At 60.3% G+C, this 18,085-nt stretch carries 20 protein-coding genes; 11 read left to right on the top strand and 9 right to left on the bottom strand.

Annotated features, from left to right (window positions below; all coding sequences use genetic code 11):
* Positions 1-250: 250 nt before the first annotated feature.
* Positions 251-1,189 carry a GlxA family transcriptional regulator gene (locus JJD66_RS26845; protein WP_034127293.1) on the bottom strand — a complete coding sequence of 313 codons (939 nt, stop codon included), beginning with the start codon at positions 1,187-1,189 and terminating at the stop codon, positions 251-253.
* Positions 1,190-1,362: 173 nt separating this feature from the next.
* Here JJD66_RS26845 and JJD66_RS26840 point away from each other — a divergent pair, with 173 nt between their 5' ends.
* From JJD66_RS26840 to JJD66_RS26830, 3 genes are all read left to right on the top strand, one after another.
* The gene (locus tag JJD66_RS26840) at positions 1,363-1,992 is read left to right on the top strand and encodes a TetR/AcrR family transcriptional regulator (protein ID WP_200649422.1); all 630 of its coding nucleotides are present in this window, start codon (positions 1,363-1,365) and stop codon (positions 1,990-1,992) included.
* Entirely contained in the window at positions 1,989-2,666 is a 678-nt protein-coding gene (locus tag JJD66_RS26835; RefSeq protein WP_034127295.1) for a type 1 glutamine amidotransferase domain-containing protein, read from the top strand. Before JJD66_RS26840 ends, JJD66_RS26835 begins: the two co-directional genes overlap by 4 nt.
* Before the next feature lie 78 nt (positions 2,667-2,744).
* Positions 2,745-3,875, top strand: a complete 1,131-nt coding sequence (locus tag JJD66_RS26830; RefSeq protein ID WP_200649421.1) for an alkene reductase — start codon at positions 2,745-2,747, stop codon at positions 3,873-3,875.
* Positions 3,876-4,052: 177 nt separating this feature from the next.
* Here the strand turns inward: JJD66_RS26830 and JJD66_RS26825 are convergent, their stop codons facing one another.
* From JJD66_RS26825 to mobA, 3 genes are all read right to left on the bottom strand, one after another.
* On the bottom strand, positions 4,053-5,051 hold the full coding sequence (locus tag JJD66_RS26825) for an NAD(P)H-quinone oxidoreductase (RefSeq protein ID WP_089042670.1): 999 nt from the start codon (positions 5,049-5,051) through the stop codon (positions 4,053-4,055).
* A 128-nt stretch (positions 5,052-5,179) separates the two neighbouring features.
* The gene (locus JJD66_RS26820) at positions 5,180-6,076 is read right to left on the bottom strand and encodes a LysR family transcriptional regulator (protein ID WP_198715929.1); all 897 of its coding nucleotides are present in this window, start codon (positions 6,074-6,076) and stop codon (positions 5,180-5,182) included.
* Positions 6,077-6,139: 63 nt separating this feature from the next.
* Positions 6,140-6,802: a molybdenum cofactor guanylyltransferase MobA gene (gene mobA, locus JJD66_RS26815; protein ID WP_198715928.1), complete on the bottom strand. Its 663-nt coding sequence runs from the start codon at positions 6,800-6,802 to the stop codon at positions 6,140-6,142.
* A gap of 230 nt (positions 6,803-7,032) precedes the next feature.
* Between mobA and moaB the strand changes: the two genes are divergently transcribed.
* Complete coding sequence (moaB, locus tag JJD66_RS26810) at positions 7,033-7,572, top strand: molybdenum cofactor biosynthesis protein B (protein ID WP_072435721.1); 540 nt, start codon at positions 7,033-7,035, stop codon at positions 7,570-7,572.
* Positions 7,569-8,774, top strand: a complete 1,206-nt coding sequence (locus JJD66_RS26805) for a molybdopterin molybdotransferase MoeA (protein WP_200649420.1) — start codon at positions 7,569-7,571, stop codon at positions 8,772-8,774. Before moaB ends, JJD66_RS26805 begins: the two co-directional genes overlap by 4 nt.
* Before the next feature lie 70 nt (positions 8,775-8,844).
* Here JJD66_RS26805 and moaE read toward each other — a convergent pair whose 3' ends face one another.
* The 5 genes from moaE to moaA are packed head-to-tail and all read right to left on the bottom strand — an operon-like array spanning position 8,845 to position 11,993.
* Positions 8,845-9,297, bottom strand: a complete 453-nt coding sequence (gene moaE, locus JJD66_RS26800) for a molybdopterin synthase catalytic subunit MoaE (RefSeq protein WP_200649419.1) — start codon at positions 9,295-9,297, stop codon at positions 8,845-8,847.
* 3 nt (positions 9,298-9,300) lie between these two features.
* Positions 9,301-9,552 carry a molybdopterin converting factor subunit 1 gene (gene moaD, locus JJD66_RS26795; protein ID WP_072435724.1) on the bottom strand — a complete coding sequence of 84 codons (252 nt, stop codon included), beginning with the start codon at positions 9,550-9,552 and terminating at the stop codon, positions 9,301-9,303.
* Complete coding sequence (moaC, locus tag JJD66_RS26790) at positions 9,549-10,043, bottom strand: cyclic pyranopterin monophosphate synthase MoaC (RefSeq protein WP_200649418.1); 495 nt, start codon at positions 10,041-10,043, stop codon at positions 9,549-9,551. The genes moaD and moaC overlap by 4 nt, the downstream gene beginning before the upstream one ends.
* A gap of 12 nt (positions 10,044-10,055) precedes the next feature.
* Positions 10,056-10,955, bottom strand: coding sequence for a bestrophin family protein (locus JJD66_RS26785; RefSeq protein ID WP_105226547.1), 900 nt, complete (start codon positions 10,953-10,955; stop codon positions 10,056-10,058).
* Positions 10,956-10,994: 39 nt separating this feature from the next.
* Entirely contained in the window at positions 10,995-11,993 is a 999-nt protein-coding gene (gene moaA / locus JJD66_RS26780; protein ID WP_200649417.1) for a GTP 3',8-cyclase MoaA, read from the bottom strand.
* 436 nt (positions 11,994-12,429) lie between these two features.
* Here moaA and JJD66_RS26775 point away from each other — a divergent pair, with 436 nt between their 5' ends.
* The 6 genes from JJD66_RS26775 (at position 12,430) to JJD66_RS26750 (ending at position 17,848) form a co-directional block, all read left to right on the top strand.
* Positions 12,430-14,754, top strand: coding sequence for an FdhF/YdeP family oxidoreductase (locus JJD66_RS26775; RefSeq protein ID WP_200649416.1), 2,325 nt, complete (start codon positions 12,430-12,432; stop codon positions 14,752-14,754).
* Positions 14,755-14,821: 67 nt separating this feature from the next.
* Complete coding sequence (locus JJD66_RS26770; RefSeq protein WP_200649415.1) at positions 14,822-16,243, top strand: cytochrome ubiquinol oxidase subunit I; 1,422 nt, start codon at positions 14,822-14,824, stop codon at positions 16,241-16,243.
* 15 nt (positions 16,244-16,258) lie between these two features.
* Positions 16,259-17,275, top strand: a complete 1,017-nt coding sequence (gene cydB, locus JJD66_RS26765) for a cytochrome d ubiquinol oxidase subunit II (RefSeq protein WP_105226550.1) — start codon at positions 16,259-16,261, stop codon at positions 17,273-17,275.
* Positions 17,262-17,399, top strand: a complete 138-nt coding sequence (locus JJD66_RS26760; RefSeq protein WP_168220173.1) for a hypothetical protein — start codon at positions 17,262-17,264, stop codon at positions 17,397-17,399. The genes cydB and JJD66_RS26760 overlap by 14 nt, the downstream gene beginning before the upstream one ends.
* Positions 17,386-17,547, top strand: coding sequence for a DUF2474 domain-containing protein (locus tag JJD66_RS26755; protein WP_200649414.1), 162 nt, complete (start codon positions 17,386-17,388; stop codon positions 17,545-17,547). Before JJD66_RS26760 ends, JJD66_RS26755 begins: the two co-directional genes overlap by 14 nt.
* Positions 17,548-17,608: 61 nt before the next feature.
* A complete protein-coding gene (locus JJD66_RS26750) occupies positions 17,609-17,848 on the top strand; it encodes a hypothetical protein (protein ID WP_072435732.1) in 240 nt (79 codons plus the stop codon).
* The last annotated feature ends 237 nt before the right edge of the window (positions 17,849-18,085 follow it).

The raw sequence follows: 18,085 nt of genomic DNA, 5'->3' as shown, positions 1-18,085 counted from the left end.
ACACAGGCGTTGGTAATACTGGCCCGCAAGCTTGCTCGGGTGGTGTTCGCTCTGCTGAAAGGGCAAAGCGAATATCAACCAAAAGTTGGTTGAGGGTTGCCCCTCAACCATAGAATCTCCCACAGTTTTATCGCGGGGTGTCAGGTAGGTAAGTGTCGGCTGGTAGGCCGCCATCGCAGGCAAGCCAGCTCCCACATTTGGATCATGGCACTTCAGGTAGATAGGAGTCGGCTGTCAGGCCGTCACGGGCCTAGCCCGGGTTGAACAGTACCTGCTGCATCGCCTGGGGCGGCTGCCCGAAGGCCCTGAGGAACGCCTGGCGCATGCGCTCGCGATCACCAAACCCGGTTTCGCGTGCCACCACTTCCACCGGGTGGCGGCTGGTTTCCATCATTGCCCGCGCAGCCTCCACGCGCAGGGCTTCGATGGCCTTGGCCGGGGTCTGCCCGGTTTCTTCGCGAAACACTCGGCTGAACTGGCGTGGGCTGAGCCGGGCAACGTCGGCCAGGGCGTCCACCGACAAATCATGGGTGAGGTTTTCGCGGGCATAGGCCAGGGCCAGCTGCACGCGGTCGGACTTGGGGTCCAGTTCCAGCAAGGCCGACAGTTGCGACTGCTCGCTGCCACGGCGCTGGGCAATCACCAGTTTGCGTGCGATGCGACGGGCCAGGTCGCTGCCCAGGTCGTCCTCCACCATCGCCAGCGCCAGGTCGACCCCGGCGCTCATGCCCGCACCGGTCCACACCTGGCCGTCGACAATGAACAACTTGTCCTCTTCCAGGCGGATATCCGGGTAACGCTTGCGAAACGCGGGGGCGTGGATCCAGTGGGTGGTGGTGCGCTTGCCAGCCAGCAGGCCAGCCTCGGCCAGCACAAAGATGCCCATGCATAACGACGCCACCCGGCGCGACTGCGCGGACGCGGCCTTGACCAGTTCCAGCAGGTTGGCTTCCGGCAGGCGAAACTCCAGGTAGCCGCTGACAATCAAGGTGTCATAGCCCTCTGGGCGCAGCGCGCTGGTGTTCACCGAAAAGCCCTGGGAGGTCATCACGGCGCCGCCGCTTTCCGACACTAGGTGAAACTCATAGGCCGGCTCGCCGCGCAGCAGGTTGGCACACTCGAACACCGAGCCCAGGCTGAGGCTCAACGACTGGAAATTCGGGTAAACCATCAGCGCAACGCTGTGCATTGCATCTCTCCAAGGGGCGGGGGAGAGGCGATTGTCGGCGCGTGCCCGGCAAACGGCAACCGACTTTCGTGCATGTCCGCAATCCTTGCGGATATGACATTGTGAGCCAATGCCGCGCTGCCTAACATGAGCCCAACGCACTAGACGACTGGTCTAATCGCAGAGGGGCAAGCATGAGCAACGCAAGCAGCAGTGCGCGGCAAGCGATTCTTGAACGGGCGCAATCCATTGTCGGGGCCAAGGGGTTTTCGGCGGTGGGCTTGAACGAGATCCTTCAAGCGGCGCAAGTGCCCAAGGGCTCGTTTTATCACTACTTCAACTCCAAAGATGCCTTTGGCGTGGTGTTACTCGATACCTATTTCGACCACTACGTCGAGGGCATGCAGCAGCTGTTCGATCAGCCGGGATTGACCCACCACGCCAGGCTCATGCGCTATTGGCAGGGCTGGATCGACAACCACATCGGCTGTACCGACGCCGGCAAATGCCTGGCCGTGAAGCTTGGGGCGGAGGTCTCCGATCTGTCAGAGCCCATGCGGCTGGCGCTGCAACGCGGTACTTCGCGCACCATCGACTTGCTTGCCGTGGCCCTGCAACGCGGCGTCGAAGACGGCTCGCTCAGGTTCGAGCAGGCCCCCGAAAGCCTGGCCAGGCGTTTGTATGCGCTATGGTTGGGAACCAGCGTCATGGGCAAGATCACCCGTACCACCGCGCCGTTCGCCGAGGCGCTGCTGCTGACCCAACAGTTGTTGGGCAGCCCTGAAAACCCTGTTATTCACATCGATCGAGGCACTGGAAAATGAAAGTATTAATGGTACTGACCTCTCACGACCAGCTTGGCGATACCGGGCGCAAGACCGGCTTCTGGCTCGAAGAATTCGCCGCACCTTATTACGCGTTCAAGGACGCTGGCGCCGAAGTGGTGCTGGCTTCTCCGGCCGGCGGCCAGCCGCCGTTGGACCCCAAGAGCGATGAACCGGATGCGCAAACCGAGCAGACCGAGCGCTTCGGCAAAGACCCGGCTGCGCAGCAAGCCCTGGCGACCACCGTGAAGCTGGACTCGGTCAATGCCGCCGACTTCGACACCGTGTTCTACCCCGGCGGCCACGGCCCGCTGTGGGACCTGGCGGAGTCGTCGGTGTCCATCGCGCTGATCGAAGCCTTCGAGCGGGCCGGCAAGCCCATTGGCTTTGTGTGCCATGCACCGGGTGCCTTGCGTCACGTCAAGGCAGTTAACGGTGAGCCGTTGATCAAGGGCCGCCGCGTCACCGGGTTCTCCAACTCGGAAGAGGCCGCTGTGCAGTTGACCGAGGTCGTGCCGTTTCTGATTGAAGATGAATTCCGTAAATTGGGCGGCCTGTATGAGAAGGGCGCCGACTGGCAATCCTTCGTCATTGTCGACGGTTTGCTGGTGACTGGGCAAAACCCAGGCAGCTCCAGCGAAGTGGCCAAGGCCCTGCTGACACTCTGCGCTTAAGTTAATCCACTGATCTATACGGTGGCGACTCCCAGGAGTCGCCACGGTTTTCGTTCGTCCTGAATTTGGAATATCGCCGTGCCTGACTGCATCTTGAACACCCCGATCAAGCTGGGGCATCACCGCTTGAACAACCGTGTGGTACTGCCGCCGCTGACCCGCCAGCGCAGCGCCCAGCCGGGTAATATCGCCACCGACCTGATGGCCGACTACTACCGTCAGCGGGCCAGTGCCGGGTTCATGGTCAGCGAGGGTACGCAGATCGAACCCCGGGGCCAGGGCTACGCGTGGACACCGGGCATTCATACACCGGCGCAAATCGAGGGTTGGCGCAAAGTCACCGCAGCGGTGCATGCCGAGGGCGGTGTGATCTTCGCCCAGCTATGGCACGTGGGGCGGGTGTCCCATCACGCGCTGCAACCTGACGGTGGAGCCCCTGTAGGCCCGTCTGCGCTGCCGGCGTTGCAAGCCAAAGCCTTCATTGAAACCGGGCCGGGTAGGGGTGAACTGGTGCAGCCACCCGTGCCCCGTGCCTTGACCACGCTGGAAATCGAAGAGCTGGTCGGGCACTACGCCCAGGCTGCGCGCAATGCCCTGGACGCCGGGTTCGACGGCGTGGAAATTCACGCGGCCAACGGCTACCTGGTCAACCAGTTCATCTCGGCCCATTCCAACCTCCGTGAGGATGAGTACGGCGGCTCGCTGGACAATCGCCTGCGCTTGCTGCGCGAGATTGTCGAAGCGGTGTGCAAAGTGGTGGGGCCGGAACGCCTGGGCGTGCGCTTTTCGCCGCTGTTCAGTGGCACCGATCAGGACCGGGTCTACATCGGCCTGGTGGAAGAAGACCCGCACCTTACCTATATCGAAGCGATCAAAGTGCTGGAAGCGTCGGGCATCGCCTATGTGTCCATTGCCGAGGCCGACTGGGACAACGCCCCCGACCTGCCCGACACATTTCGCCAGGCCGTGCGCGCCACCTTCAGCGGCAGGATCATCTACGCCGGGCGCTACACCGCCGAGCGCGGCGCACGGCTGGTAGAGGCCGGGTTGGCGGACCTGATCGCCTTTGGACGGCCCTTCATTGCCAACCCGGACTTGCCCCAGCGGCTGTTCAATGGCTGGCCGTTGAATGCGTTGAAGGCCGAAGGCTTGTATGGCGGGACACAGGCGGGGTATGTGGACTATCCGGTGTATGCCGTACACCAGTGACACGCGATGCTCAAACCAATGAAAATCAAATGTGGGAGCGGGCTTGCTCGCGAAGACGTCGGCTCAGCAAACATGTATGTTGACTGGCCCACTGCCTTCGCGGGCAAGCCCGCTCCCACAGGGATCTGCGCTTGACGGACTGGCATCCAGGCGACCCCTCTCCACATCAAAAATGCCTCACTCCACCCGCAACACAATCTTGCCGATATGGTCCCCACCTTCCATCCGCGCATGGGCCTGGGCGGCGTCGGTGTAGGCGTAGACCTGGTCGATAATCGGCAGGCAGCGCCCGGCACTGAGTACCGGCCACACATGTTCGCGCAGTTGCTCGGCAATCTCGGCCTTTTCTTCCCGCGTGCGGGCCCGCAGCAGCGAGCCGGTGATCACCGCGCGTTTGCCGAGGATGGTCAGCAGGTCGACGTCGTTGGCCTTGGCGCCACCGAGGAAACCGAGGATCACCAGGTGGCCGTCCATGCCCAGGGCCTTGAGGTTATTGTTCAGGTACGAGGCGCCCATGATGTCGAGGATCACGTTGACGCCTTTGCCATCGGTCTGTTTGGCGATGACCTCGGCAAATGCCTGTTCGCGGTAGTTGATCGGCTCGGCACCGAGCTTGGCAATCGCCGCGCATTTGTCGGCACTGCCCGCCGTGGCGAATGCCTGGATGCCGAATTCCTGGCAGAGCATCAACGCGGTGGTACCGATGCCGCTGGTGCCGCCGTGGATCAGGGCGCGCTGGCCTTTGCGGGCACCGCCGAGGCCGAACAGGTTGGCCCAGACCGTAAAGAACGTTTCCGGCACGGCAGCGGCCTGAATCCAGTCCATGCCTGCGGGGATCGGCAGCGCCTGGCTGGCCGGCACCGCGCAATACTGCGCATAGCCGCCGCCATTGGTCAGGGCGCAAACCTTGTCGCCCACGCTGTATTCGTTCACGCCAGTGCCCAGCGCCACCACTTCACCAGCCACTTCCAACCCTGGAATCGGGCTCATGCCGGGCTTCATCGGGTATTTGCCCGCGCGCTGCAAGGCGTCTGGGCGGTTGACCCCGGCGGCGTGCACGCGAATCAGAATCTCGCCCGGCCCGGCCACCGGCACGTCGGCGCTGCGCGGCTGCAAGACCTCGGGCCCGCCAGGGGTGGTGATTTCGATCAGGGTCATTTCTTGGGGAAGCGTCATGGAAAAATTCCTGTAGCGATGAGCGTATGAGTTGGGACCGTGTGGCGGCGCAAGCAGTTCAGCACGATGAGGCGGGGTTCGCGTAGCAATGCAGTCATTGCTCTCTCCATCAACATCCCTCCCGTACGCTAGGCCGTACCCTTGGCCGCAAACAATTTCTGGGCTTGTGCAAAACACTTTTCGGCAATGGCCGAGCGGGGTTCGGTTTTGCGCATCACCATGCCCAGCGGCGCGAGTACGCTGGCGTCCGGGAGGTTGATAAAGGCCAGGTTTTCGATCGGGCTTTCCAGGCCGCTGTCCAGGGGCATAATCGCGCAGCAAAAACCGTTGTGGATCGCCTGGAACAGCTGATACGTCGAATCGCTCTCGAGTATGGGTTGAGGGTCGAGGCCGCGGCTGCGAAAGCTCAGGTCAATGGACTTTCGATAGTGCATGCCATTGCTGATCATGCCTAGGGGCAGTTCGGCGGCGTCTTCCCAGCTCATTTCGGTGCCTTCGAAATGGAAGTGGCGCGTGTCGTACAGCAGGCCGACGCGGGTTTCGCCCAGTTCGAAAAACTCTAGGTAATTGGCGTTTACGTGGTCCAGGTAACACACCCCCAGGTCCAGTTGGTTAGTGCCCAGTGCTTCGATGATCTTGTCCGAACTCATCGAGGTCAGGTTGAACTTGAGTTCCGGGAAGGTATGGGATAGGCCCTGAATGTAGCTGATCGGATTGAAGCCGCTGAGCGGCACCAGACCCAGACGCAAATTACCGACCAGTTGGCCGCGACAGGCTGCAGCTTCGGCGAACAACCCGTCATGGGCGGCGAGCAAGGTCCTGGCCCAGGCGAGCACTCGTTCACCGGCCTGTGTAAAGCCTTCGAAACGCTGGCCCCGGGTAACCAATTCCAGGCCCAGCTCATCCTCCAGATTACGCAAACGCATCGATAAGGTCGGCTGGGTGATGTGGCAACGGGCAGCCGCCTGGCCGAAGTGCCGGGTCTGCTCCAGCGCGATGAGGAATTTAAGCTGCTTGATATCCACTAAGGCACCTGTTGCGGAATAAATGAGGGGTAATTATTAACGCTGGTGGCCAGAACCCGCGGATTATTTTAGCGATTCTGTTTCTGCCCTTTTAATTAATGTGCCGTCGACTTCTTCAGTGCACGCTAATGATTGCCCAACCAGCCATTCAGGGGTATTGAAATTGCTCAGGCGCAGGTCGTCGCTTACGCAGGTCAATGCCACCAGCTCATGCTTGAGCAGCGCGCGCAGCAGGCTGCGTTCGCCTTCATCCCAGGCCTGGTTCAACTGCGGCAACAACGCCGTTGGGATCAGGCTGAACATGGGTTGCCATTGCCCGGCCTGCTGGATCATTAGCGCGGCGCCGGTCGTGGGACGCGCCTCGAGCATTGCTTTGATCAGTGCGGCATCAATATTCGGAGCATCACAGGCAAGCACCAGCAGCCAGGGATGGTGCGCAACGGAAACTCCGGCCAAAACACCGGCCAAGGGGCCCGGGAAATCCTTTTGTGAGTCTTCGACCAATTGATCGGCATACGCGCGATAACGCGCTGCATTGCGGTTGCAGGAAATGATCAAGTCGTCGGTGAACGGACGCACGATGGCCTGTACATGGGCAATCAGCGGCTTATCTTTCCACACCAGTAATCCTTTGTCCCGCCCGCCCATACGCGCCCCCCGTCCGCCCGCCAGCAGGAGTATCGAACAGGGGCTGGATGCAGCTTCAGGAGAGCAGCGTGCTGGCATGACAGGAATACCGCGAATTGAGATGGGCAGACGATCTCATTCTTGCGCCTGCACGTCCAATCATGACTATTGAAGGATTGATCGACTCACTCAATCACCGATGAATGGCGTCCGGAAATATCAGTGATAGAAGCGCTCGATAATTCGGTCAACTGTAACGATTAGACAGTGGCTGTATGGGCGCTTTAGCCTCTGGTGATCGTTTCAATAATGGCTTGTAGGAGAGTGACATGAGCGTGAAGTCGGATGCATTGTTTGTTCCGCTGAATATGGCCGTGTTGACCGTCAGTGATACCCGTGAATATGCCAACGATACCTCCGGGCAACTGCTGGTCAGCCGGCTGCTGGAGGCGGGTCACCGTTTGAGCGAGCGCAACCTGCTAAAGGATGACCTGTATAAAATCCGCGCGCAGGTCGCGACCTGGATCGCCGACGAGCAGATTCAGGTGGTACTGATTACCGGGGGCACAGGCTTCACTGGGCGCGACAGTACGCCTGAAGCGGTCCACTGTTTGCTGGACAAGCAGATTGACGGTTTTGGTGAGTTGTTCCGTGCGATATCCATCCTCGATATCGGTACCTCCACGGTACAGAGTCGTGCCTTGGCCGGTTTGGCCAACGGTACGCTGGTGTGCTGCCTGCCGGGCTCGACGGGCGCTTGCCGCACGGCGTGGGAGGGTATCCTCGCCGAGCAGCTGGATGCGCGCCACAGGCCGTGCAATTTTGTGCCGCACCTCAAATCGGTGGCCTTGTGCGAGTCGCGGGGATGAGCCCGTCACAGCTCATGTCAGTGGAGGAGGCTATCGCTTCACTGTTGGCCATGGCGCAGGCGCGACGCCTGCAAGGCAGTGAGTTGATAGCATTGAGCGACGCACGGCAACGGGTGTTGGCCAATGACTTGATCGCGACCCTGGATCTGCCGCCGTGGCCGAACAGTGCCATGGACGGATACGCCTTGAACGTCGACGACTGGAAAGGCCAGCCGCTGACCGTGTCGCAACAGATTTTCGCCGGGCATTCACCTGAGGCATTGCTGCCGGGCACCTGCGCTCGAATCTTCACCGGCGCACCGTTACCCGTTGGGGCCAATTGCGTCGAGATGCAAGAGAACGCCGAGCAACTGGAGGACGGACGGGTACGTTTCAAGCAGGCGCTTGGCGCGGGCCAGAATATCCGTCCACAAGGCCAGGAAAACCGTGCCGGGCAGGTGTTGCTTGCTACCGGCAAGCGACTCGGGCCTTTCGCGCTGGCCATCGCGGCCGCGCAAGGCTGTACCCATGTATCGGTGGTACTCCGCCCACGGGTGGCATTGCTGTCCACGGGGGACGAACTGGCTGAGCCGGGTACGACGCTGAAGCCCGGCTGTATCTACAATAGCAATCGCATTTTGCTTAGCCATTGGCTGAGTGCATTGGGTTGTGACGTCATCGATGGCGGTATTCTTCCCGACCAGCCGCAGCACACGCGGCTCAAGCTGGAACAGTTGCAACCTGTCGCCGACTTGATCCTGACCACCGGTGGGGTGTCAGCCGGAGACGCCGACTGCCTTGGCCAGGTGCTGCGCGATAGCGGTAAGCCGTTATTCTGGAAACTCGCGATCAAACCGGGAAAGCCCTTGACCGTGGGCTACTACGGTAACGTGCCTGTCATCGGCTTGCCAGGCAATCCGGCCTCGGCGCTGGTGACGTTCGGCCTGCTGGCACGGGCTTACCTGTTGCGTATCCAGGGTGTTGATGACGTCACGCCCCTGAGCTTCCCGGTTAACGTCGGGTTTGACTGGCCGAAAGCAGGCAGCCGTCGCGAATACCTGCGGGCCAAGCTGGAGGAGGGCCGGGCGATTCTGTATCCGAACCAGAGCTCAGGCGTGCTGCTGGGAGCTTCGTGGGCGGACGGCCTGCTTGAAATCCCCGAGGGCTGCACCTTGCAGCGCGGTGACACGGCGCGGTTCATTCCTTTCTGCGACTTGTTCTGACGGGGCATGCACTGTCCTCAAATACCGCCACCGCCACTGTAGGAGCCAGCTCGCCCCTACCGCGGGGGTGTCATGCAGTCCAGCGGTTTACCGCCAGTTGGTCACTTTCTCTTCCCTCTACCCAGCGTTCTCCGGACGGCGTGTGTTCACGCTTCCAGAAAGGTGCGTGAGTCTTCAGGTAGTCCATCAAAAAATTGCAGGCATCGAAGGCTTCCTGGCGATGTTCGCTGGCAACACCGACGAACACGATGGGTTCACCGACCTTCAATGCCCCCACGCGGTGGACGATGCTCGCCCGTTGCAGGGGCCAGCGTTGATGGGCTCTATCGATGATCTGCTGCAGCGAGCGTTCGGTCATTCCCGGGTAATGTTCAAGGAACAATTCGCTGACCTGATCCCCCTGATTGAGATCGCGCACATAGCCGACAAAGGTGGCTATGGCGCCGACGCCCGGTTCTTCGGCGTGCAGGCTGCGGGTCAGCTCACCCAGATCAAACAGCTCGGTCTGAACCTGAACAGGCATTGATCAACCTCCGGTCACTTGGGGGAAGAAGGCGATTTCATCGAAATCTTCTATCGGCGCGTCGGGTGTGCACAGCTCCTGGTTCAATGCGCACATGAGGCTGGTCTCACCGAGCACTTGCTGCCAGGTTTCACCTCGGGCGCACAGGTGCTGCCTGAGGTCGGCAATGGTGCGCAGCGACCCGTCCAGGGCGATTTTTTCGCCGCCGATGCCCAGCTGTTCCCGATAGCGCGCAAAGTAATTGACCAGGATCATTGCGCGTCACCCGCGACAAAGGTGCCCGACTTGCCACCCTGTTTTTTGAGCAACTGGATCCGGTCGATGATCATCCCGCGGTCCACGGCTTTGCACATGTCATAGATCGTCAAGGCCGCTACGCTGGCGGCGGTCAGGGCTTCGAGCTCGACGCCGGTCTGGCCGTTGAGCCGGCATGTGCTGATGATCTGCACGCTGTCGGGCTCGACAGCACGCAGTTCAAGGTGAATCGAACTGAGCATCAGCGGGTGGCAGAGCGGGATCAGTTCATGGGTTTTCTTCGCCGCCATGATCCCGGCGATACGGGCCACCGCAAACACGTCGCCCTTGGGGTGCCCGTTAGCCTGGATCAGTTGCAGCGTGGACGGCTGCATGCGCACCCAGGCCTGGGCCTGGGCCTCACGGGTGGTTGCTGCTTTGTCCGTGACGTCGACCATGCTGGCCCGGCCTGCGGCGTCCAGATGGGTCAGTGTGTGGGAGCGTTCGTTCATGGGGGCCTCGGGTCAGTTCAGTACACAATCAATGGGTTGGAGCACGGGCGGCAGTTGTGTCGCGCCGTTGGCGTGCAGCACTTCGCGTTCAATCGTGCGCACGATGGCATTGGTTGGCAGGTCGTTTTCGTCGTAGCCGAAGGGGTCTTCCAGCTCATCGCCAATCGCGTCCAGGCCAAAAAACGTGTAGCTCACGATGGCGGTGAAGACCGGCGTCAGCCAACCCAGGGGTTCGGCCATGGCGAAGGGCAGCAAGATGCAGAACATGTAGCTGGTGCGGTGCAACAAGAGGGTGTACGGGAAGGGCAGCGGCGTACTTTTGATGCGCTCGCAAATCGTCTGCGTACGGGTCAGGTTGCTCAAGTGCCTGGCCATCAGTTGGTAGCGCCATTCACTGAAGCCCCCCGACTCGGCCAGCGCCGAACACTGCTGGGTCACGCGGCCGATAATGCTTTCCGGGAGATTCGGGGTGCTGGCCGACGGCAGCTTGTCGAGCCAGGGCGCTGCCGCGATGGACTCATTTTCATTGCGCAGCCTGGCGTTCAGTGCGTGGGCGAACCCGCACAGGTTGCGCAGGATCTCTTTGCGTTGGCGCGCATCCTTGATCACTTGGGTTTCGCGAATCATGACGCGCACATCCATCACCATGGCGCCGAGGGCTTTGCGCCCTTCGTACCAGCGGTCGTAGCAGGCGTTGTTGCGAAAACTCATGAAGATTGAAAGTGACAAGCCCAGCAGCGTGAATGGCGTGGCGTTGACCTTGGAGAAGTACGCCGGGTGAAGCGTCTCCACCAGCACAATCACCGAGGCCAGCAGTGTCACCAGCAGGCTGCGCAGTGCGATACGCCGGGCCACGGAGCCCTTGAGCGAAGTCAATACACCGATCAGGTTGGGTTTGGCTCTGACGATCATGGGCAATGGCCTTAATGCGAAGGGATAAAACCGGATGGGTTAACCACCGGTCATGTTCATGAAGCGGACAACCTGCACGTCATCATTGAGCTCGAAGTTGTGCCGATACGGCTTGAGTTTCATCGACTCAACGATGGCACTCTCCAGGCGTTTTGGTTCACCCGGGTAGCGCCGCAGCACCTCCTTGAGGTCGACCGAATGCTCGTTGCCCAGGCACAGCAACAACCGGCCTTCAACCGTCAGGCGCACGCGGTTGCAGGTGCCGCAGAAGTTGTGGCTGTGGGGTGAAATAAAGCCCAGGCGAATATGCGGCGCCTCGGCCAGGCGCCAGTAACGCGAAGGCCCCTGGGTCGATTCTGCCGAGTCGATCAGGGTGTAGCGCTCGGCGATACGCTCGCGCACCTGCGCGCTGGAATAGAACGCCTCGGCACGGCTGTGTTCGCTGATGACCCCCAGGGGCATTTCTTCAATGAAGGAAATATCCAGGCCGCGGTCAATGGCGAACGCCACGAGGTCGTTGATTTCGTGGTCGTTGCGGCCCTTCATCACCACGCAGTTGAGCTTGGTGCGTTGGAAGCCCGCCGCATTCGCCGCATCGATACCGGCGATGACCTTGGCCAGGTCACCGGTGCGCGTCAGTTCACGAAAGCGCTTGGGGTCAAGGCTGTCGAGGCTGATGTTGAGGCGCTTGAGCCCGGCATCGAACAGCGGCGCGGCCAGCTTGCCCAGTTGCGAGCCGTTGGTGGTCATGCACAACTCGCGCAGGCCGGGCAGCGTCGCGATGCGCTTGCACAGCTCGACCACGCCCGGACGAATCAAGGGTTCACCGCCTGTCAGGCGGATTTTGCGCGTGCCCAGTGCGACAAAACTCTGCGCCAGTTGATACAGCTCTTCCAGCGTCAGGATTTTCTGACGTGGCAGGAATTCCATCTCTTCGGCCATGCAATAGACACAACGGAAATCGCAGCGGTCGGTCACCGACATCCGGAGGTAGTCGACCCGGCGAGAAAAACTATCCATCAAGACTTGATCGGTCATTAAAACCTCGGCAGCGACGCTGAGCGTGTAACCACGGTGTTTGGACGCTCGATGTAGGTAAGCGCGTTATTTAAAGCAAGGCTAGAGTTGTTTTAATGCCGCGTCTAATCACTATTAGCAACCGAGTGATCGACGAAATCTATGGGCTTTTGATTGGGAGTTTTATTCGACTTTTATTATTTTATCTTTTTGATTTTTAAAACAATTTATCGTGATAGAGCATGTCGATGAAGTGGTCATTATTTGTGATTAGACAGGCTGTTTATGCACGGCATAGGCTAAATGCGTAACTCGATGTTGGACCCTTAAAACCGGTCGACGTGAACCCGGTTTAGTGGGCTTTAAACCGATTTGCGTTTTGCAGTGCCTGAAAAATAATCATCAATAAGGGCTTTAGTTAGGCCCGCGCCTACGTGTGAAGTCTTGGAGAATTACCATGAGCGAAGTTGAACGTTATAAACCGTACAAGGGGGCGGCCGCAGGTTGGGGCGCGCTGATTGCGGTGACGCAAAGCTGGCTGGGCAGTGAAAACGCGTTCAAGAACATCCGCGCGATGCTCAAGACCAACCAGAATGGCGGTTTTGACTGCCCGGGTTGTGCATGGGGCGAATCGCCGGAAGGCGGCATGGTCAAGTTCTGCGAGAACGGCGCCAAGGCGGTGAACTGGGAAGCCACCGGGCGCCTGGTCAACCCGGCGTTCTTCAATAAATACACGGTGTCGTCGTTGGCGGCGCAAAGTGACTATTGGCTCGAATACCAGGGGCGTCTGACCCATCCGATGCGTTACGACGCGTCGCTGGATCGTTATGTCGAAACCAGTTGGGACGACGCCTTTGCCCTGATCGCCAAGCACCTGAAGGAACTGGAGTCGCCGGACCAGGCGGAGTTCTATACCTCGGGCCGGGCCAGTAACGAAGCGGCGTATCTGTACCAGCTGTTCGTGCGCGCCTACGGCACCAACAACTTCCCCGACTGTTCGAACATGTGCCACGAAGCGAGCGGCCTGGGCATGGACGACAGCGTTGGCGTAGGCAAAGGTACAGTGACTTTCGATGACCTGGAGGAGGCCGACGCGATTTTCGTTATCGGCCAGAACCCCGGCACCAACCACCCACGCATGCTTGAGCCACTGCGCGAGGCGGTGAAGCGCGGCGCTCAGGTGATCTGTTTCAACCCACTCAAGGAGCGTGGGCTGGAACGTTTCCAACACCCGCAGCATCCGCTGGAGATGCTCACCAACGGTTCCGAACCCACCTCGTCGGCGTACTTTCGTCCGGCGCTGGGCGGCGACATGGCGGCCTTTCGAGGCATCGCCAAGTTTCTGCTGGAGTGGGAGCGTGATGCCCTGGAAAACAATGGAGAGGCGGTGTTCGACCGCGCATTCATTGCCGAACACACCTGGGGTCTCGAACAGTACCTGGCACAGGTGGACGCCACCTCGTGGGAGCATATCGTCGAGCAATCGGGCCTCAACCTGGCCGACATCGAGCTGGCGGCGCGCATGTACCGCCGCGCCAACCGGGTGATCATGTGCTGGGCGATGGGCGTGACCCAGCACGTGCACTCGGTGGTAACCGTGCAGGAAATCATCAACGTGCAACTGTTGCGCGGCAATATCGGCCGGCCAGGCGCAGGGCTGTCGCCGGTGCGCGGGCACAGTAACGTGCAGGGCGACCGCACCATGGGCATCAACGAGCTGGCGCCACCGGAGCTGATCGATGCGCTGGAAGCGCGCTTTGACTTCAAGGTACCGCGCCGCCACGGCCACAACACCGTGATGGCGATTGCCGCCATGGAACAGGGGCTCGCCAAAGTCTTCATCGGCCTGGGTGGCAACTTTGCCCAAGCGACGCCGGACACTCCGCGTACCCATGCGGCATTGCGCAAGTGCGACCTGACCGTGCACATCGCCACCAAGCTCAACCGCAGCCACCTGGTGACCGGCCGCGAAGCCTTGATCCTGCCGTGCCTGGGCCGTACCGATATCGACATTCAGGCCGAAGGCCCGCAAGGCGTGACCGTGGAAGACACCTTCAGCATGGTGCACATCTCCCACGGCCAACTGAAACCCAAGTCGCCCTTGATGCGCTCTGAACCGGCCATCATCGCCGGGATCGCCAATGCGACCCTGGGCAAGCACCCCATTGACTGGCTGTGGACGGTGGCCGACTACGGCCGCATCCGTGATTTGATCGCCGACACCATTCCCGGCTTCGAGGACTTCAACACAAAACTGCTGCACCCGGGCGGCTTCCACCTGCGCAACAACGCCGCGCACCGCATCTGGCAAACCGACAGCGGTAAAGCGCAGTTTGCCCCGAGTGAGCTGCCCGCCCACCTGGTCAGCGAAGGCGTGCGCAACCTCGACGTCAAGCCGGACCTGATCCTGCAGACCATGCGTTCCCACGACCAGTACAACACCACGTTGTACGGGCTCGATGACCGCTATCGCGGCGTTTATGGCATGCGCGACGTGGTGTTCGTCAATGAACAGGACATTCGCAAGCTGGGTTACGAGCCTGGGCAAAAGGTCGACATGGTGTCGTTGTGGGGCGATGGGCGCGAGCGTCGGGTCAGCGGCTTTACGTTGATCGCCTACGACATTCCGCCTGGCCAGGCTGCCGCCTATTACCCGGAAACCAACCCCCTGGTGCCCCTGGAAAGCTATGGCGACCGCACCTTCACTCCCACGTCGAAGTTCATCGCTATTCGCCTTGAACCTGCGCCGGCCAGCAACCTGATTCAGTCACTCGGCGCTTGAGCCGGGCGGGGCGGCCGGCAGGTCGCCCTGGGTTTTGCTGATCACTGGACACTATGAGGGTACCGTCATGCTAAATCTCGAGGCGCTCGACCTGGCGCGAATTCAGTTCGCGTTCACGGTCTCGTTTCACATCATCTTTCCCGCCATCACCATCGGCCTGGCCAGTTTCCTGGCTGTGCTGGAAGGCCTGTGGCTGAAAACCGACAATCCGGTCTATAAGGACCTGTATCACTTCTGGTCGAAAATATTCGCCGTCAACTTCGGCATGGGCGTGGTTTCGGGCCTGGTCATGGCGTATGAATTCGGCACTAACTGGAGCCGGTTCTCGGACTTCGCCGGGAGTATCACCTGGCCCTTGCTCACCTATGAAGTGCTGACGGCATTCTTCCTGGAAGCGGGCTTTTTGGGGGTGATGCTGTTTGGCTGGAACCGAGTTGGGCGTGGGTTGCACTTCTTTGCCACGGTAATGGTCGCCATCGGTACGTTGATCTCGACGTTCTGGATCCTGGCCTCCAACAGCTGGATGCAAACTCCCCAGGGCTTTTCCATCGTGGATGGCCGGGTTATGCCGCTGGACTGGTTCGCCATCGTCTTCAACCCGTCGTTCCCGTTCCGCCTGACGCACATGGCAATCGCTGCTTTTGTTGCCACGGCGTTCTTCGTCGGCTCATCGGCGGCCTGGCACTTGCTGCGTAAAAACGATACCCCGGCAGTGCGCAAGATGCTCTCGATGGCGTTGTGGATGGCGCTGATCGTGGCGCCGATCCAGGCGGTTGTTGGTGATGCCCATGGCCTCAACACTCTGGAGCACCAACCGGCAAAAATCGCCGCGATTGAAGGGCATTGGGAAAACGTCGGTGACGGCGCGACGCCGCTGGTGTTGTTCGGTATCCCTGACATGGAGGCCGAAAAGACCCGCTACGCGATCGAGGTCCCGTACCTGGGCAGCCTGATCCTGACCCACAGCCTGGACAAACAGATTCCGGCGCTCAAGAGCTTCCCTAAAGAGGACCGACCGAACTCGACCATCATTTTCTTCAGTTTCCGGATCATGGCCGGGCTGGGGATGTTGATGATCCTCACCGGGATACTGGGCTTGGCATTGCGCCGTAATGGCGCGCTGTATCGCAATCGCCTGTTCCTGCGCCTGGTGTTGTTCATGGGGCCGACCGGCCTGATCGCGATGCTCGCCGGCTGGATCACCACCGAAGTCGGGCGCCAGCCATGGGTGGTCTACGGGCTGATGCGCACCGCCGACGCGGCGTCCAACCATACCGTCACGCAGTTGAGCATCTCTCTGGCGTTGTTCGTGGTGATCTACTTCTCGGTGTTTGCCGTGGGAATTGGCTACATGATGAAGCTGGTACGCAAGGGTCCGCAGCCCCATCACGACCATCCGCCCCAAGGCGGCCCCGGCCAGGACCGTACGCCACGCCGTCCCTTGTCCGCCGTTACCGAGACGCTCGCGTCCGGCGACCACACCAACTGATCGAGGGGATTGCACATGGGCATTCAAGGTATAGACCTTTCGTTGATATGGGGCGTGATCATTGCCTTCGGGGTGATGATGTACGTAATCATGGACGGCTTCGACCTGGGGTTGGGCATCCTGTTTCCGTTGATCCCGGACGAGCAGGAGCGCGACGTGATGATGAACACCGTGGCGCCGGTATGGGACGGCAACGAAACGTGGCTGATCCTGGGCGGCGCGGCGTTGTATGGCGCGTTTCCGCTGGCGTACTCAGTGATCCTGGAAGCGTTGTACCTGCCGCTGATCTTCATGCTGGCCGGGCTGATCTTTCGCGGCGTGGCGTTTGAATTCCGCTTCAAGGCCAGCCCGCAGAAGCGGCACATCTGGGACATGGCGTTTATCGGCGGCTCGTTCCTGGCGACCTTTTGTCAGGGTGTGGTGATCGGCACCTACATCGCCGGCATACCGGTGGTAAATCGCCAGTTTGCCGGCGGCACCCTGGACTGGTTGTCTCCGTTCCCGCTGTTCTGCGGCGTAGGGTTGGTGGTGGCGTACGCCCTGCTGGGCAGCACCTGGTTGCTGGTCAAGACCGAAGGCATGCTGGAGTCGCGGATGCGCCTGTTCAGCCATTACCTGGCCTTCGCCCTGATGGCCGTGGTGGCCGTGCTGTGCGTGTGGACCCCCTGGCTGCACCCGGAAATCGCCACGCGCTGGTTCACCCACGCACACATCGTGGTGTTCGGCGGCCTGTTGCTGCTCGGCGTACTGGCCCTGGTCGGGCTGTTGAAGACCTTGCGTCAACACCATTCCCACTGGCCGTTCGTGTTCACCCTTATGCTGGTCTTCCTCGGCTATATCGGCCTGGCGTTCAGCATCTGGCCGAACATCGTACCGCCATCCATCAGCCTGTGGGACGCCGCATCGCCACCTTCCAGCCAGCTGTTCATCCTGATCGGCACCCTGTTTATCCTGCCGATCATCCTGATGTACACCTGCTGGAGCTACTACGTTTTCCGCGGAAAAGTGAGGATTGGAGATGGTTACCACTAACGCTGAAAAACCGATGCCGTTTTACAAGCAGGTGGCGCAGTTAAGCCTGCTGTTTTGCACGGCGCTGATCATGCTGGCCGCCGCGACGGCCCTGACAATGGAGTTGGCCCATGGAACGCTCTGAAGTGTCACACGCTCAAAATCAGGCAGGCCCCTGGTACAAGCGGATGTTTTGGCTGATCGCTATTTGGCTCGCCAGTGTGGCTGCACTCGGCATCGTGGCCAGTGGTATTCGCGGGATCATGCACATGGCCGGCATGAGTAGTCATTGACGGGGTATTTTACCTAACGAACGTCCGGCGCTGAACGTGGCGCCGGATCAAGGAGAGACGTATGTCAGAACGTATTGATAGAGACCATCCTGTTGAATATGTGACAAAAAGTGGTGTCACCGTGATGATTGGCTTCAGCTGGGGCCAGGCACTGGATATTCCTGTGGGTGCCCGGTTGACCTTGCCAGGCGAGGATGCCCGACCGGCCTTTGTGGAGGGAGACCATTGGGAGAGTTATGAGCAGGCGGTTGAAGGGGCGCAAGAAGCGGCAGAGCGGTGGGTGAGATCTCCGCTTCGATGAAAGGGCTTATGGGGCTGGCGTGGTGGTGGGGTGAACTGCGCCTGGCCTTGTAAGCGTCACTGGATTTCAGGCACAAAAAAAAGACGTCTTTGGACGTCTTTTTTTATGGATGGCGGTTGCAGAAGCTGAGTGCAACACGGTTATTGATTTGAAGCTGGAGCATGATGCCGCATAGCCATGGCTTCCTGCATCACCTCGCCCATGACTTCGATCGGGCACTTGAAATCGAAGCGTTTA

Origin of the sequence: Pseudomonas sp. MF6751 (genome assembly GCF_016613265.1) — a bacterium.
GTDB classification, from domain to species: Bacteria; Pseudomonadota; Gammaproteobacteria; order Pseudomonadales; family Pseudomonadaceae; genus Aquipseudomonas; species Aquipseudomonas fluorescens_BV.
This window is presented reverse-complemented; position numbering and strand designations above follow the sequence as displayed.